The sequence below is a fragment of the Porphyromonas sp. C0041D3 genome (genome assembly GCF_056590575.1).
In genome coordinates, this window is record NZ_JBWPWJ010000003.1 from 238,086 (window position 1) to 254,360 (window position 16,275).

The following is a 16,275-nucleotide window of genomic DNA, read 5'->3' on the forward strand; positions in this document are numbered from 1 at the left end:
AGCACAGGTCTATCGACCTCGCTTATGACTGCAAAGGTACAATATTTACAGAAGTAATCCAAGGGGCATGCTTTGTGACCTGATCGCTCCGGACAGGTGGTGGAAATCCTGTAAAATGAGTACCTTAGGGGGCTGATCGGGCTGTAGCTAGACCAGCCAGCAATAATCTATCTAAAGTATATTTGAGCCATGGACTTGAATCCCACAGACATGAATACCGCTCCCCAGGAGGTGGAGGAGCAGAAGACCATCACCGACGCTGCCACCGAGCAGACCGCAGAGACCGAGACCACAGAGACTGAGGTCCCCACCGAGGAGACTACGACAGAGGAGTCGGTCACTCCGGAGGACAAGGCGTCGGAGGAGAAGGACGTCACCCCCGAGGAGCCGCAGGAGGCTCCCACCGCTGAGGACGGCGAAGAGGAGGACGAAGAGGAGGAGGAAGAGTCCGAGGAGGGCGACGAGCAGGCGAAGAAGCCACACGCCGACCTTTCCAAGCTCAGTGGTGACGAGCTCTACGAAGCGATCAATACTATGGTCGAGGAGGGCACCATCCCGAGTCAGCGCGACATGCGCCGTCTCGAGCGGCAGATGATGCCCAAGGGCAGCGTCACGGCCAAGCCTACCGGTGAGGAGAGTGCCGAGACGGAGACCACCGAGGCAGCCCCCGAGGACGAGTCGGTAGTTCGCTTCATCAATCTCAAGACCCGCGTGCAGAAGCTCCGCAGCGATCAGCGCGAGCAGGAGCGGACAGAGCGCGAGGCAAACTTAGCCGCCAAGCGCCAGCTGGTGGAGCGCCTGAGGGACCTACTCAGCCCGACGAATACGATGAATCCGATCACCCTCCGCAACGAGTTTTTCAACATCCGCCACTCCTGGAGCGAGGTGGGTCGCGTGCCCGACAATGACCGCAACGCCCTGATGGACGAGTACTCCGCTCTCCTGGACCGCTTCTATGAGGAGAAGGAGGTCGGCGAGGGAGAGCGCATCCAGGACTACGCCGACAACCGCGCCACCAAGGAGGCGATCATCGCCAAGGCAAAGGCGCTCGCTGACGACAAGGACGCCGTCAAGGCCTTCCGCAAGATGAAGGGTCTCCTCGACGAGTGGAAGGAGGTAGGTCCCGTGGCACCGGAGTTTAAGGACAGCCTCTGGAAGGACTTCAAGGACGCCCAGCAGGTGATCTACAAGCGTCACGACGACCACTTCAAGGCCATCCACGAGGACGAGAAGGCCAATTATGAGAAAAAGAAGGAGCTGGTCGACAATCTCGAGAAGATGCTCGTCACCCTACCCGACAGCCGTCAGGGCTGGCGCCGCTACGAGAATGAGCTGCGCAAGATCCACAGCCAGTGGATGTCCATCGGACGGGTGCCTAAGGATCTCTTCATCGATCTCCGCAGCAGGTACGATGTAGTGAGGGACGAGTTCTTTATGCGGCGCAAGGCCTTTCTCAAGGACCTCTCCGCCGAGATCTCGCCCAAGCTTGAGCGACTCCGTGAGCTGGTCGATGAGGCTGAGGCTCTGCAGGACAGCGAGGAGTGGAGTGCCACCACCGATAAGCTCAAGGCGATGCAGAGAGAGTGGACGGAGAACTCCCGCTTCGGCACCCAGGTGGCTGAGGCCCAGCGCCTCTGGAAGCGCTTCCGGTCAGCCTGCGACAAGTTCTTTGAGCGCAAGGCAGAGCTGCACAAGCAGCGCAATGCCGACCGTAAGGAAAACCTCCAGGCCAAGTACGATGTCGTAGACCGCCTCGAGGCACTCCTCGACCGCCGCAACGACCCCTCCACAGCCGATGAGGTGAAAGCGCTCGAGCAGGAGTGGCGCACCATCGGACCGGTCCCCAATGACGAGAAGGACGATGTCCTCAATCGCTACTTCGGCGCTATGCGCATCCTCACCGGACAAGGCGGTCAGGGCGGACGCCGTGGCAACCGTCGCGAGGGAGGCAATAGGGATCGCCGAGGAGGGGGCGGAAACTCCCGCCGCGGTGACCGTCGTGACGACCGCCAGAGGGAGCCAAAGTTCTCCAAGGTCAATCTCGACAAAGACCTCTCCAAGCTCTCCAAGGACGACCTCAAGGATGAGCAGAAGAATGTGAAGCACGGCATCTCCAAGCTGGAGGACGAGCTGCTGCAGCTGGAGACCAACTTCAGCTTCTTCTCCGGAGACCCCAGCAACCCCATAGTCAAGCACGTCCAGCAGCAGATCGATGAGGTCAAGGCCAAGATCTCCCAGTACCAGGATCGTGTAGGCGAGATCAAGGAGGAGGCCAAGAAGCCTGAGGACGAGCAGTCCGACGACAGCAAGCCTGAGACCCCGACCGAGGAGCCTGAGACCAAGCCTGAGGCAACGGCTGAGACCCCGGCTGAGGAGTAAATCACTCAGACCCTAATCAAGGAGGGCTGCACCTGTTATGGGTGCAGCCCTCCTTTTTTTGCTCATTGCCAAGCGGTGACCGATGTGCTGAGCCCCCAACCACCTCGACCCCGCCAGGGAGTCGCTGGGCTACATTCTCTCCCCCTGCGACCTACAGGGGCGCTTCGCTCCACACACTTCATTAATGGATGGAGTGGCTTCTCTACCGCTCAAATGCATCGCCTCTGCTGCGAGGGCAATTTTTGCATCGCAAGCAGGTGGCGTCTTGATCCTTGTTTTAATGGAATATGGTCTGCGAGACGGTCAGCCACAGTATAGGCGAATCTGTTTCTCTCTCGTGTCTTAATCCTTGTTTTAATGGAATATGGTCTGCGAGGCTGAACGGTAAAGAGATGTCCTCTATACCGTTAGAGGAAGTCTTAATCCTTGTTTTAATGGAATATGGTCTGCGAGGTCAAATCCGTGAGGATCTGTATATGAGCCCTTTACGACCAAAAAGACCGCAGAGCCCGAAAATTTTGAGGGAAAACATGTACCTCTGAGTGCAAATATACAAAGGTTTTTTGAATTGATTCTACAACGTGTCATCTCCACCTTACAATTTTTGGGTTTTTGGCCATTTTCCCCCTTGCCGAGATGCTCCCGCCTGCCGATCCCGCAGGGGCTAAGCCCCGTAGGGATCATCGTTTTTTAGTCCGCGTGTCGAGGCACGAAGTGCCGAAGACCGCGGAGAAAGGATGCCTTTTATTAACCTACGACCCCGCCAGGGTGTCGCACTTACCAGTCAGGCAATCAGTGCGACACCCTGGCGGGGTCGGGATCGTTATCGATGCCTGATCCACGGGTCTTCGGGGCAACGCCCCTCGACCTCGTGGCTAAGAAACGGGCACCCGCAAGGGGGGCTTCGTGATCGGGCGATTCTTATCCTTGGGGTTACCGTGGGGCGCAGGTATGTAGGTGGCATAATGGCACCCCTGCCGGGGTGCTTAGTTACCCACTCTTCACGATGAGACGATAGGCTACTGTGCCACTCAGGTGCGTCACCCCTAATGCAACTCTTATTTACCCACCTCGGGGCGGAGGAGGGCGGTGAGCCGGGCGTGGAGCCGACGATACTCGTCGGGTGTGAGACGACGGGAGGCGGTGATACTGCTGTAGCCACCATAGTTCATCACCCAATTATTGACATTACGTACCGGACCAAAGCGCTCTACAAAGCTCTGCCCCTCGACCGTGGCACCCCCCGTCTCCGCCTGCTCCCGAGCGGGATGCTCGTAGGTCTCGAGGAGCGCTATCTCTCTCTCGTACCTCAGTATCTCGGTGTGGCGATCGTCTGCCAGTCGCTTCTGCACCTGGAGTGCCTCGGGCCAGAGGTTGAGGGACCAGAGTCTCTCTCGCAGGTCCGCGAGCAGCATCCGCTCCATGAGAGACCCTCGCGGGAGAGTCGAGAGGATGATAGGGGTATGGAGCCGAAAGTAGTCGGTAGTAAGGTCCCCATTGCGCAGCACCTCCGCCCACTCCCTCAGCGGACCCGGCTCTCGCATGGCGATCAGCCGGTCGATCGCCTCCGCCCTCCGGGAGGGATAGGCGGCAAGAGCCCAGGCGGCGAGGCGCTTGGTCTCAGCGGGGTATCCTTTCCCCTCCAGCACCAGTGCGAGATGTCTCTCTGCAGCGACCGTATCGCCCCGGAGGTGAGCCAGCGAGTATGCCATCGCTGCATCGGGGTTGGTCCCGATCAGCCGACACAGGCGCACCGTGTCTCCCACGAGGGCAGCCGCCATCATCGCCCTATGTGGGTCCTCGGAGTACAGTGCCTGCTCTGGGTGACCGGTCACGAGGGCCACCCGCTCCAGCAGGTGAGGGTCACCGAGCTTAAGAGCGGTGGCGTAGAGCTTTTCGCCCTCGCCCAGAGGGAGGGTGGGGAGGGGGTAAAGGAGTAGAGGGGTGTCGGTCGTCAGAGGTCTCCGGCTCTCCTGAGAGAGATCCGCGAGCGTCTGCCGGAGGTAGGTCGTGGCATTGAGCCGCTCGACACGATGCAGCAGAGAGCAGGCGGGAAGTAGGAGGGTAAGGAGAAGAGCTACCACCCGTGCCGGATGGAGCGGTAGAGAGGTGTGGTCCACAGGCTCAGTTACTGATTGAGCACTAAGCTAAGCCGGTGCGTCACCTCGTCAGCGACACCCTCGGGGAAGTGGATCCCTCGTCGATGGATGCTGGTCACCCAGCCCGCCACATCAGCATCCTCGAGCGTCTCGAGGACATCGCGAAACTCCTGCGTCTCCATCTCGGTGTAGAGCCCGGCAGCACGACCGCGGAAGCGATCCAGCTCCTCATCCTCATAGTAGAGGATCATCGGTCGTCGCTTGCCCTGTAGCTTAGGGTCGATGGGGGTAGTGCAGCCGGTAGTGCAGGCGAGACATCCGCCCCCACAGTCAGCTGTCACCGCAGCATCAGGCGCCTGACCGCCATTGCGGTGGATCATGCGGATCAGCTGCCGGATGAGAAACCCGACAGCGACAGCCAGTATCAGGAGTGTGATGATCGTAGACATAACCGAGGTACTTTCTTTTATACAAAGATACTACTTTAAGGGGTTAGACAAAAGGTGATGCGTCAAAGCGTGCAGAGCAGAGACCTCCGGGCGTGTACTCCTGAAGATCCATGCCCTCTGTTCTAGCGCCACCCGCGCACACCACCCCACCCTATTATCCCGCCCCGAATTGCCTTTTCTCTAATACCGATATTAGCGTTTACTAATACCGATATTAGAGATCACTAATATCGGTATTAGATACAGCCCTGCAGAGAAGGGGATAAAACGACAAGCATTAAGTACCCGACAAAGGCAGTAAAACTCTGCCTGCGGAATGGAGATAGGCAGGGGTGACGCATTTGAGTCGCAAAGAAGTCCATCGACTCATTATAAAGGGTGGGGAACGAGGCACCCCGGCAGGGGTGCACGGTGTTTAGCCACGGGTCAAGGGGCGTAGCCCCGAAGACCCGTGGACCCGGCCTCGGAAGCAATCCTCGACCCCGCCAGGGTGTCGCACTGATTGACTGACTGGGTAAGTGCGACACCCTGGCGGGGTCGTATATCTTTCCCGAGCTCTTCTTACCCGGAGTCTTCGGGGCTTCGCCCCTCGACATCCGGGCTAAAGACCGGTGATCCCTCCGGGGCTTCGCCCCTGCGGGATCGGCAGGCGTGTGCATTAGGAGAGGAATCTCGCGCCTCAGATCTCCTCTGCATAGCTGTAAAGCTCAAATGCGTCACCCCTATGGAGGTAAGCCGTATTATTTGGCTATTCAAATATTGTTCGTAACTTTGCGAATAAGAAAGGAGAATTGGAGTGAAAAAGAAACAGTACACAGCAGAGCAGGAACAGATTGCACGGTTTGCCAAAGCAATGGGACATCCGGCACGGATGGCTATTCTTGCTTTCCTGGCAAAGCGAGATAGTTGCTTCTTCGGTGATATTCACGATGAACTACCTATTGCTAAAGCAACCGTGTCGCAGCATTTGAAAGAGCTGAAAGAAGCCGGCTTGATTCAGGGGGAAATAGAAACGCCCAAAGTCCGGTATTGTATAAACCTGGAGAATTGGGAACTTGCCCGAAAATTGTTTGCTGCTTTTTTAGGTGACTGTAAATGCAAGGACACATCGTGCTGTGAATAGTAGTACCTTTTTTTTGGAATAATTGTTCGTAGTTCTACGAACTGCGATTATTACATCAACTATAAAGTAGAATGACAATGGAAATTAAAGTATTGGGGACTGGGTGCTCAAGCTGCAAAGCTTTGTACGAAACAACCAAACAAGCTATTTCAGAATTAGGTTGCGATGCAACCCTTATCAAAGAGGAAGATTTATTGAAAATCTTGGAGTATAACATCCTAGGGCTTCCGGCTTTAGTGATCGACGAGAAAGTCGTATCAGCCGGGAAAAAGTTATCCCTTGATGAGGTGAAAGAATTGATAACCAAATAAAAAAAACAGTATGAAGAAGATAGAAATCTTCGACCCAGCAATGTGTTGCTCTACTGGTCTCTGTGGAACAAGCATTGACCCTGAATTAATACGTATTTCGGTTGTTATCGAAACACTGAAGAAACAGGGTATCATCGTTACTCGTCACAATCTACGTGACGAACCGCAAGTATACGTAAGCAATAAAGCAGTGAGCGAGCATCTGCAAAAACATGGGGCGGATGCACTGCCTATTACCTTAGTGGACGGCGAAATCGCTGTTTCAAAAGCCTATCCTACTACCAAACAAATGAGTGAATGGACGGGTGTTGATTTGGATTCTATGCCGGTAAAATGAGCATTCACCAGCTAATTACACAAAAATGAAAGCATTTAATTTGTCAGATGTAGGTTTGACGAAATACCTTTTCTTCACCGGGAAGGGCGGTGTTGGAAAGACTTCGATTGCTTGTGCTACTGCGGTCGGCTTGGCAGATAATGGGAAGAGAATCCTTCTTATCAGTACAGACCCGGCTTCAAACCTACAAGATGTGTTTAATCAAACACTGAACGGACACGGCACGGATATTCAGGAAGTACCTGGCTTAACGGTCGTTAATCTCGACCCTGAACAAGCCGCAACCGAATACAGGGAAAGCGTTATTGCTCCTTTCCGGGGGCAACTGCCCGAAAGTGTGGTTCAAAATATGGAAGAGCAACTTTCAGGCTCTTGTACAGTAGAAATTGCGGCTTTCAACCAGTTTTCCGATTTTATCACGGATAACGATAAAGCAAAAGAATACGACCATATTATCTTTGATACAGCCCCCACGGGCCACACGTTACGAATGCTACAACTGCCTTCAGCGTGGAGTACATTCATCAGTGAGAGTACGCACGGTGCATCTTGCTTAGGTCAATTATCCGGTCTGGAAGAACGGAAAGGTATCTATAAGCAGGCAGTTGAGACACTTTCGGATGCAAGCGCAACCCGCTTGGTATTGGTTAGCCGTCCTGAAATCGCTCCATTGAAAGAAGCCGCCCGTTCTTCACATGAATTGCAATTACTGGGAATTAAAAACCAGCTATTGGTAATCAACGGGCTTATGCTGCAGTTAGATAGAGCCGATAACGTATCGAAACAGATATATGAGAGGCAGCAAAATGCCCTGAAACAGACCCCTGCGGAACTGCTGAAATATCCGTCTTATTATGTCCCTTTGCGGTCATACAATCTATCTAATATTGCGAACATCCGCCGGATGCTTTACAGTGATGATTTGACAAATGATGCGCACTATCAGCGGATTACCGATGCCAAGGGGATGGATGAACTGGTAAACGACCTCTATCAATCGGGGAAAAGGGTTATTTTTACTATGGGAAAAGGTGGCGTGGGAAAAACCACTTTAGCCACTGAGATAGCCCTGAAGTTAACAAAACTGGGCGCAAAGGTGCATCTTACCACCACTGACCCGGCAAACCATCTGGATTATAACCTTGCTATCCAGGCTGGCATCACGGTAAGCCGGATTGACGAAGCGGACGTGTTGGAAGCCTATAAAAATGAGGTTCGCAGTAAAGCAGCGGAAACAATGACAGCCGAGGATATGGAATATATAGAGGAAGATTTACGTTCACCGTGCACGCAGGAAATTGCAGTATTCCGGGCTTTTGCTGAGATTGTCGATAAGGCAGAAAAAGAAGTCGTAGTAATTGACACCGCACCTACCGGACACACATTGTTATTGCTGGATGCGACGGAAAGTTACCATAAAGAAGTGCAGCGTACACAGGGCGACACTCCCGCTTCCGTGAGAAAGCTGTTACCACGCTTGAGAAACCCGCAGGAAACAGAAATCGTTATTGTGACCCTGCCCGAAGCAACACCCGTATCTGAAGCCGAGCGTTTGCAAAAGGATTTACAGCGTGCCGGGATTAATAACAAATGGTGGGTAGTGAATGCTTGCTTGTCACTAACTGACACCGAAAATCCTTTCTTGCGGGCAAAGGCGCAAAATGAATTGGTTTGGATCAAGAAAGTAGAAGAATTGTCCAAGGGAAATGCAGCCCTGATAGCTTGGAAAGATAACTAATAACATGAAGGTTTTAATTCTTTGTACAGGGAATAGCTGCCGCAGTCAAATGGCACATGGATTTCTACAATCATTTGACAATAAGCTGGATGTCTTTTCGGCAGGAACAAAACCTGCTGAAAAGGTCAATCCGATGGCGGTAAAGGTTATGGATGAAATGGGTATAGACATAGCCCACCATATCCCTAAAAGTGTAAACCTGTATATAAGGCAGGAGTGGGACTATGTTATTACGGTCTGCGGTGGGGCAAATGAAAGCTGCCCAGTGTTTTCTGGTAAAGTCGGAAAGAGACTGCACATAGGATTTGACGATCCCTCGGAAGCAACCGGGACACCGGAGTTTATATACAGTGAGTTTCATCGGGTACGGGATGAAATAAAAGCCCGTTTCTATGACTTCTACCTGAACGAATTGAAGCCACAATTAAGCTAAATAGTTGTTGTTATGGAAAAGAAACAAGGAATTGGGTTTTTCGAAAAATACCTGTCCCTCTGGGTTGCCTTATGCATCATTATAGGAATTGCCGTGGGACAATGGCTTCCAGCAATTCCGCAAACATTGAGCAAATTTGAATATGCCAACGTCTCTATACCCGTGGCAGTCCTGATTTGGTTAATGATTTATCCAATGATGCTCAAGGTTGATTTCCAAAGTGTTAAGAATGTCGGCAAGCGTCCGAAAGGAATAATCGTCACTTGCGTTACAAATTGGCTGATAAAGCCATTTACCATGTTCGGAATAGCTTATTTATTCTTCTATGTGGTTTTCAAAGCCTTTATACCTGCCGGATTAGCCGAAGAATATTTAGCCGGGGCGGTATTATTGGGGGCTGCACCTTGTACAGCTATGGTGTTCGTGTGGAGTTACCTTACTAAAGGGGATGCCGCTTATACACTGGTACAAGTGGCAGTGAACGATTTGATCATATTGGTAGCGTATGCCCCTATCGTAGCTTTCTTGCTGGGAGTTGGCGGCGTATCTATCCCGTGGGACACTCTGTTGCTATCCGTAGGGCTGTTTGTTGTGATACCACTTACAGCGGGGGTCATTACCCGAATAACGGTTATCCGCCGCAAAGGTGTGGAATATTTCAATAACGTATTTGTCAGGAAATTTGATAACTACACGGTAGCCGGATTGCTACTAACGCTTATTATCCTCTTTTCATTCCAAGGAGAAACGATACTGAACAATCCCCTGCATATCTTATTGATAGCAGTTCCGCTTGTGTTGCAAACGTTTCTGATTTTCTTCGTTGCTTACGGTTGGGCTAAATGGTGGAAACTACCCCATGAAGTTGCCGCACCTGCCGGAATGATTGGAGCAAGTAATTTCTTTGAGTTGTCGGTTGCTGTGGCTATTTCTCTTTTTGGCTTACAATCCGGGGCTGCATTGGCTACGGTAGTGGGCGTGCTGGTCGAGGTTCCGGTGATGTTGATGTTAGTAAGGATTGCCAATAACACACGAAGATGGTTTCCTGCTACAGAATAACAATAGGACTAAAGTCCGACTTATAGGTCAAAAAAAAGGGGCTGCCCCGCCATTCGGGACAGCCCCATCTGTATGTGAGCTATGAAGTGGTATCAGAAGGCCTCAACGATCGGGAGGAACTTCTCTGCCGAGAGGGAGGCGCCGCCGATCAGTCCGCCATCGACATTGGGCTTAGCGAAGAGCTCAGGTGCATTCTTACCATTGCAGGAGCCACCGTAGAGGATCGAGGTCTCCTCAGCGACTTCCTTACCGTAGCGGTCGGCGATCGTCTGGCGGATGTACTTGAGCATCTCCTCTGCCTGCTCGCTCGTGGCAGTCTCACCGGTGCCGATCGCCCAGATCGGCTCGTAGGCAATGACGACGCTACGGAACTCGTCCTCGCTGAGATTGAAGATCCCGTCCTCGAGCTCCTTGCGGACGACGTCAAACTGCCGCCCGTCCTTGCGCTCCTCGAGGTCCTCACCGCAGCAGAAGATCACCTGCAGCCCGTTGTCAAGTGCCTGTGCCACCTTGGCGACCAGAGTCTCGGAGTCCTCGCTGTAGTACTGGCGGCGCTCGCTGTGGCCGAGGATGACCGCCTTGGCTCCGGTGCTGGCTACCATGGCTGCGGAGACCTCGCCGGTGTAGGCGCCCTTGGGCTCGGTGGCGCAATTCTCTGCCGCCACGATGATGTCGGTGCCCTTGACCGCCTCAGCGACAGCGCAGAGGTGGGTAAAGGGGACGCCGAGGACGATGTCGCACTTGCGGTCCACGCCCTCGAGAGCCTTACGAACACACTTCGCTAGCTCGATACCCTCAGGGACGGTGGTATTCATTTTCCAGTTGGCAGCTGCAATTTTCTTTCTCATAATCAATCTTTACTCTGTTAGTATACTTGTTAGTTGCGGATGTCTGAATAGGTGGGCGAGGAAGTGGCGGTCCTGCACGGCAAAGCGGAGACTCACGTAGGAGAGCTTGTCGGAGAGGATGCCATCGTGGATCACGACCAGCCCTGGATTGCTCCGGATGAGGGTCTGCGCCATCTTCAGGTCCATAAAGAGGACCCTCCCGTAGCGGCGGATCAGGTCGATCCGGGGGTGGCTCTCCAGGCGGTCGATCGGGGTGGTGATCACGAGGGTCACCGGGTGATGGGCACGCTCCTGCAGCTCCAGCCCGAGGCGGAGCTGCTCCTCGCTCATCCGATCGATGTCGTAGGTGATGTAGAGGAGTGCCTGGGCGTCGGTGGCTGCGAGGTGGTGCCCCACTTCCTCACCCTGTGCGTCCAGCAGGATCAGGTCTGCCTCACTCTCCCGCTCGTGGGCGGGCTTGGCGGTGAGCTCCTCATACCGGACATAGGTCCAGGTGGAGTCGATGGTCGCCAGCTCATCAGTCGTGAGTGTGCGCTCCTCCCCGGCTCGCTCGTAGATGTAGCGCATCCCGTCGTCTGCCGGTCGGTCGTAGAAGTGGCTGATCGGTGTGCCGACCTTATAGGGACGGAAGTCGATCGTCGGCAGGTAGAGGAGGGGATAGATATTGAAGGAGAGGAGCACCAGCGCCATCGTCGCTCCCGTGATCACCTGAGCTCTCAGGCTCCGGAGGGCGTAGAGGGCATCTCGGTGGCGGACCAGGAGGGTGAGGAGGAGCAGCAGGACCACGTTTTTCCAGAAGGTGGCCCCATTGCTGATCTTGAGAGCATCGCCGAAGCAGCCGCAGTCGGCGACCGGATTGGCGATGTAGATGTAGAGCGTCAGGCAGGTCATCGGCACCATCAGCACGAGCGTCGCGATGGAGACCCACAGGCGACCTATGCCGAGTAGGAGGAGGGTGCCGAGGAGCGCCTCGAGGACATTGAGCCCCACAGCGAGGTAGGTAGCCAGCGACAGGTCGATGGACTGTCCCGCGAGACCGAGGTACTCCATGATCTTGAGCCCGGTACCCATGGGGTCGATCCCCTTGGTGCAGCCGGAGAAGATAAAGAAGAGCCCCACTAAGACCTGTACGAGACGGACGATGAGGGTCAGTCCCGGGGAGGTGGCAGGGCGGTGGTCGGAGTAGCGGTGACGCATGGCTGGTGGGCTATTAGTACATCGGGTCGGTCCCCTCGTCGATGCGGATGATGGCGAAGGCGGCGTAATTGCACATATCGAGGTAATTGGCATCGATGCCCTCACTCACGCTCACCTCGCCACGGTGGTCCTCTATCTGCTTAGTGCGGAAGATCTTCTGGAGGATGATGTCGGTGATCGAGGAGATACGCATAGAGCGCCACGCCTCACCGTAGTCGTGATTCTTATCCAGCATCAGATCCTTGGCGCGCTTGGCGTAGCTATCGTACCAGCTGAGGAGCAGCTGGGGATCGACCCGGCTGTCATCGGCATAGCCGTGCTCCAGCTGCACCATCCCCATGAGGGAGTAATTGAAGATCCCGACAAACTCGCCCCTGATCCCGTCCTCGACACGCTGGACACCCAGCTCCTGTATGGAGCGGATGCGCTGTGCCTTGATCAGGATCTGGTCGGTGACCGCCGACGGACGCATGACCCGCCACGAGGCGCCGTAGTCGTCAAACTTCCGGAGGAAGAGCCCACGGCACTCCTTCAGCACCGCATCGTACTGGCAGGTGGTATCGCGGGGGCTCACCTCAGGTCGTAGGCTCGCTCCCTCACTCATTTCTCCTCCTCGCGAGAGGGCTCCTGGAGGAGGAAGGAGAAGTCGCCCGTAGGCATCATCTCCTGAGTCTCCTCACCGCCGTGGTAGATGCGGACGTTATTTTCCCCATGCACCTCGATCTCATCGCCCTGGATGAGGAAGCGGCTACCCTCACGCAGTCCAGCGACGAAGATGTCCGGATTTTGCGTGATAAACTCTACGATGCGGAAGTCCCTCGTCTCGCCTCCGTGTCCCTCTGGGGCCTTGTCGAGGTAGTGAGGATTGATCTGGAAGGGGATCAGCCCGAGTGTGCGGAAGCTCTCCGGCTCAGCGATAGGCATGTCATTGGTCGTCATCAGTGTGGGGCAGGCGACATTGGACCCTGCACTCCAGCCGGAGTAAGGGATCCCAAGGCTGACGGCTTCGCGGATCGGCTCCATCAGCCCGAGGCGCTGCATCGTGGCGGTCAGCACCCAGGTATTTCCACCGCCGACGAGGATGGCGGTCGCCTTCTTTATCGCTGCTACCGGGTCATCGTAGGTGTGCAGCCCGTGGACCTTGATCCCGAAGGGCTCGAGTGCTTTATTGACCTTGCTGACATACTCATCGTAGGAGTAGGTGATGGCGGCGTAGGGCACGAGGATCACCTCCTCACGATCGGCCTCGGTGAGGAAGTCATTGAGATCGGGGCCGGCTTTCTCCAAGTAGCTCTCGCCGGGAGAGGCTGAGTTGCTGATCAGTAGTAATCGTCTCATAGATCTATGTTGTATTGTCTGATTAGTTGTTATGCAAATTTACCCATTTATCTCCGCCCTCACACGAGATGCACCCCGCGCCACTTCCCCGAGCGCATAAAGAGGTAGCTGCGGACGGCGATGATGCCGAAGTAGATCGCCTCCACCGTAAAGCAGACGGCGATGGGTGCGCGGAGCAGGTAGACCATCGCCACGGCATAGAGGAGGTAAAAGATATTTCCGGTTAGCTCGATGCGGAAGACCTTCTGCGTCGACCCCACCCCGCCGACGGCGTGGAAGTACATATTCCCCACACTTGCTATGACAAAGGAGAGGCAGAGTACGCGCATCGATGGCACGGCCGCCGTGATCAGCGCCGGGTCGTCGGTGAAGACACGGAGGACGGAGGAGGCAAAGAGTGAGACCAGTGTCGCCAGTACCGCCGCTGTGCCGAGGGAGAGACGGCTCGCCCGGTGCAGATAGGGCGCGATCTCGTCCGCAGCATCGGCACCCATCAGCTGCCCCGTGGTGGTCCGTACCGCAGTGCCGTAGGAGATGATCGGGATGAAGAGGACATTGTAGACGCTTCGCGAGATCGAGGCGACACCGAGGGACATCTCCCCGAGGCTCTCGAGCATAAAGAAGAAGAGCGTCCAGACGCTCTGCGACATCAGCGCCTGCAGCATCAGGAAGTAGGAGATATGGAGCAGCGAGCGCGCCACTGAGCCATCCCAGCGCAGCATATCCCGCATATCCATACCATACTTCTTGAGGTCCACACGGGTGCGGATATAGAGGAGGTAAAAGATGAGGGAGGCGCCCTCGGCGCAGACACTGGCGATGGCGGCGCCCTTGACGCCCAGCGCTGGGAGCCCGAGGTTACCGAAGATCAGCGCCCAGTCGAGGACGATATTCACGACCGACATCACGAGGGAGTTGTAGGTCAGCACCTTCGTCTCCCCTATCCCGACGAAGAAGGAGCGCATCGAGGAGGAGATAAAGATAAAGATGAAGCCGAGCATCCGGTAGTCCCAGTACTCCATCGCCGCCGCTCCCACCGCCTTGCTCGTGAGCAGCGTGCCGAAAGCCCATCGCCCTATCGGCATTGCGAGCACGATCGCGAGGATCGCCGCCCCGAGGAGCATCATGATGCTATTGCCGAGGACGTTACCGATGGAGCGGTACTGGCCGGCGCCATACTTATGGCTGATGATGATCTGCGTGCCGGAGGCGAGACCGAAGCCAATGGTAAAGATGCTGAAGTAGACCAGCGCAGCAATCGAGGCACCACCCAGCTCTGTCACCCCGAGACGCCCGAGGAATGCGGTGTCGATGACGCCGATGAGGTTTTGCGCCATCAGTGAGATGACCACCGGCCCGGAGAGCCGGAGGAGTCTCCTCAGTGAGGTGTCGGGGATCTCTCTCCGGAGTAGTGTCTCTGAGTCTGCCTGCATAGATCTTCTTTTACTTCCTCACAAAGGTACACATTATTGCCAGCGCACCCTCGGAGAGACGACAGGTCAGGCTAGGGGTGTCTGCTCCCTTTTGTGACCTTTTTCCCCCTCCTCAGAGGACAAAGGTGGCGAGGAGGAGATCTCCGATGGCTCTTCGCACCTCGCTGTGTCGGAGGGTGTGGTTATTGACCATCACAGAGACGGCATAGGTCCTGCCTCCGTGGGTGATGTATCCGGCGTAGCAGGTGACTCCGTGGATGCTGCCGCTCTTCATCCGCCCCGCCCCCTCGAGCCGGGTGCCGGCAAGAAGCAGCCTGAGGGTACCCTCCTGACCGATAGTGGGGAGTAGCTGGGGGAAGCCGGCGCCATCCGTCTCGCGCCACACCCTCGTGAGCAGATCAGTCATATAGGCGGGGGCCACCTTATTGGCTCTGGTGAGTCCGCTGCCATCGTACATCTCGAGGAGGGCACCGGGGATGCCCTGCGAGGCCCAGTGGTCCCTCACTGCGCGGATGGCTGTCTCCGTCACGGTCTCCCCGGGGAGGGCCGGGATCCTGTCGGCAATCAGCCGGAGGCACCCCTCAGCATACATATTGATGGAGAGGTGGTTGGTCAGCCTGATGATCTCGCTCAGCTGTGGTGAGTAGTGCGTCATCAGTCGGGCACTTCCACGGGGGAGCTGTGCCACGGTGCGGTAATCGCCATCGACGGTGATGCCGTCACGCCGCAACCGGTCACGGACGCGCTTGGCAAGGAGGAGGGGCGGATCAGGAACCGCCCCACGGATGCCGAGGCTCTTGGCTCGTGAGGGGTAGGCACCGGTGATGGCGAGGGAGCCGTCGGAGAGGGGGAAGGAGGAGACGTAGAGCGAGTCGGAGGTGACGCGCGAGGTGCGGGCGTAGAGTCCCACGAGCCTAAGCCCCGGCACCTCGGGAGAGACGCTGAAGTCCCGACCGTAGTTTCGGAAGCTGAGGTAGTAGGTATTGTCCAGCACATTGAGCATGAAGTGGCCCGCACCGTAGTAGTTGCCCATGTCGACAGCGGACCAGTAGGGGTTGACCGCCTGGAAGTCCCGCCGGTCGGAGAGCGCTAGCACAGAGCCGGTGACCCGGCTGACGCCACGCTCGCGGAGGGCAGCGGTGATCTCGTCGTAGAGTGCCCAGCGCTCCTCCTTGGGCAGGTGACCGGACTCGATCGTCGGGTCACCGTGCCCCACGAGGCAGAGGTCGCCCTCCAGCACACCATCCCGCACGGGTCCGGTGATCATCACCTCGGTCGGAATGCGGTAGTCAGGCCCGAGGATCCGGTAGGCGGCAGCGGTGGAGATGATCTTCATCGTGCTGGCGGGGGTGAGGAGGTGACTTGCCTGCAGGTCGACCACCTGCAGCCCTGTGGAGACGTCGCGGACGCTGAGGCCCCAGGCAGTGTCATCGAGCAGCTCAGGGATGACGGCAGGCACCCGGACGGACTGCGCCCCAAGGGTGGATAGGAGGGTGAGGGAGAGGAAGTAGAGAGATAAGCGTCTCATAGA

General features: G+C 55.9%; 15 protein-coding genes. 7 read left to right on the forward strand and 8 right to left on the reverse strand.

Annotation, left to right across the window (positions count from 1 at the left end):
• Positions 1–189: 189 nt before the first annotated feature.
• Positions 190–2,379 (forward strand): DUF349 domain-containing protein, encoded by a 2,190-nt coding sequence (locus tag AC1EKE_RS03500; RefSeq protein ID WP_480308228.1) that lies wholly within the window; start codon positions 190–192, stop codon positions 2,377–2,379.
• 1,058 nt (positions 2,380–3,437) lie between these two features.
• Here AC1EKE_RS03500 and AC1EKE_RS03505 read toward each other — a convergent pair.
• Together AC1EKE_RS03505 and AC1EKE_RS03510 are read right to left on the reverse strand one after the other, a co-directional pair.
• Positions 3,438–4,499: a hypothetical protein gene (locus tag AC1EKE_RS03505; protein ID WP_480308229.1), complete on the reverse strand. Its 1,062-nt coding sequence runs from the start codon at positions 4,497–4,499 to the stop codon at positions 3,438–3,440.
• Positions 4,500–4,507: 8 nt separating this feature from the next.
• Complete coding sequence (locus AC1EKE_RS03510) at positions 4,508–4,927, reverse strand: FeoB-associated Cys-rich membrane protein (protein WP_480308230.1); 420 nt, start codon at positions 4,925–4,927, stop codon at positions 4,508–4,510.
• A 796-nt stretch (positions 4,928–5,723) separates the two neighbouring features.
• Between AC1EKE_RS03510 and AC1EKE_RS03515 the strand changes: the two genes are divergently transcribed.
• The 6 genes from AC1EKE_RS03515 (at position 5,724) to arsB (ending at position 9,928) form a co-directional block, all read left to right on the forward strand.
• Complete coding sequence (locus AC1EKE_RS03515; RefSeq protein ID WP_480308231.1) at positions 5,724–6,050, forward strand: ArsR/SmtB family transcription factor; 327 nt, start codon at positions 5,724–5,726, stop codon at positions 6,048–6,050.
• Positions 6,051–6,127: 77 nt separating this feature from the next.
• On the forward strand, positions 6,128–6,361 hold the full coding sequence (locus AC1EKE_RS03520; protein WP_297236764.1) for a thioredoxin family protein: 234 nt from the start codon (positions 6,128–6,130) through the stop codon (positions 6,359–6,361).
• A gap of 10 nt (positions 6,362–6,371) precedes the next feature.
• Positions 6,372–6,698, forward strand: a complete 327-nt coding sequence (arsD, locus tag AC1EKE_RS03525; protein WP_480308233.1) for an arsenite efflux transporter metallochaperone ArsD — start codon at positions 6,372–6,374, stop codon at positions 6,696–6,698.
• 25 nt (positions 6,699–6,723) lie between these two features.
• Positions 6,724–8,436, forward strand: a complete 1,713-nt coding sequence (gene arsA / locus AC1EKE_RS03530) for an arsenical pump-driving ATPase (protein WP_480308234.1) — start codon at positions 6,724–6,726, stop codon at positions 8,434–8,436.
• 4 nt (positions 8,437–8,440) lie between these two features.
• A complete protein-coding gene (locus AC1EKE_RS03535) occupies positions 8,441–8,869 on the forward strand; it encodes an arsenate reductase ArsC (RefSeq protein WP_480308235.1) in 429 nt (142 codons plus the stop codon).
• 12 nt (positions 8,870–8,881) lie between these two features.
• Positions 8,882–9,928: an ACR3 family arsenite efflux transporter gene (arsB, locus tag AC1EKE_RS03540; RefSeq protein WP_480308236.1), complete on the forward strand. Its 1,047-nt coding sequence runs from the start codon at positions 8,882–8,884 to the stop codon at positions 9,926–9,928.
• Positions 9,929–10,020: 92 nt separating this feature from the next.
• On the opposite strand, the gene tpiA is transcribed toward arsB, so the two are convergent.
• From tpiA to dacB, 6 genes are all read right to left on the reverse strand, one after another.
• Entirely contained in the window at positions 10,021–10,776 is a 756-nt protein-coding gene (tpiA, locus tag AC1EKE_RS03545; protein ID WP_480308237.1) for a triose-phosphate isomerase, read from the reverse strand.
• A gap of 9 nt (positions 10,777–10,785) precedes the next feature.
• On the reverse strand, positions 10,786–11,973 hold the full coding sequence (locus AC1EKE_RS03550) for a BT_3928 family protein (RefSeq protein WP_480308238.1): 1,188 nt from the start codon (positions 11,971–11,973) through the stop codon (positions 10,786–10,788).
• A 13-nt stretch (positions 11,974–11,986) separates the two neighbouring features.
• Positions 11,987–12,577, reverse strand: a complete 591-nt coding sequence (locus tag AC1EKE_RS03555; protein ID WP_296164825.1) for a DUF1599 domain-containing protein — start codon at positions 12,575–12,577, stop codon at positions 11,987–11,989.
• Complete coding sequence (gene pepE / locus AC1EKE_RS03560) at positions 12,574–13,311, reverse strand: dipeptidase PepE (protein ID WP_296164821.1); 738 nt, start codon at positions 13,309–13,311, stop codon at positions 12,574–12,576. The genes AC1EKE_RS03555 and pepE overlap by 4 nt, the downstream gene beginning before the upstream one ends.
• A gap of 59 nt (positions 13,312–13,370) precedes the next feature.
• Positions 13,371–14,744 carry an MATE family efflux transporter gene (locus AC1EKE_RS03565; protein WP_480308239.1) on the reverse strand — a complete coding sequence of 458 codons (1,374 nt, stop codon included), beginning with the start codon at positions 14,742–14,744 and terminating at the stop codon, positions 13,371–13,373.
• 112 nt (positions 14,745–14,856) lie between these two features.
• On the reverse strand, positions 14,857–16,272 hold the full coding sequence (gene dacB / locus AC1EKE_RS03570; protein WP_480308240.1) for a D-alanyl-D-alanine carboxypeptidase/D-alanyl-D-alanine endopeptidase: 1,416 nt from the start codon (positions 16,270–16,272) through the stop codon (positions 14,857–14,859).
• Positions 16,273–16,275: the final 3 nt, after the last annotated feature.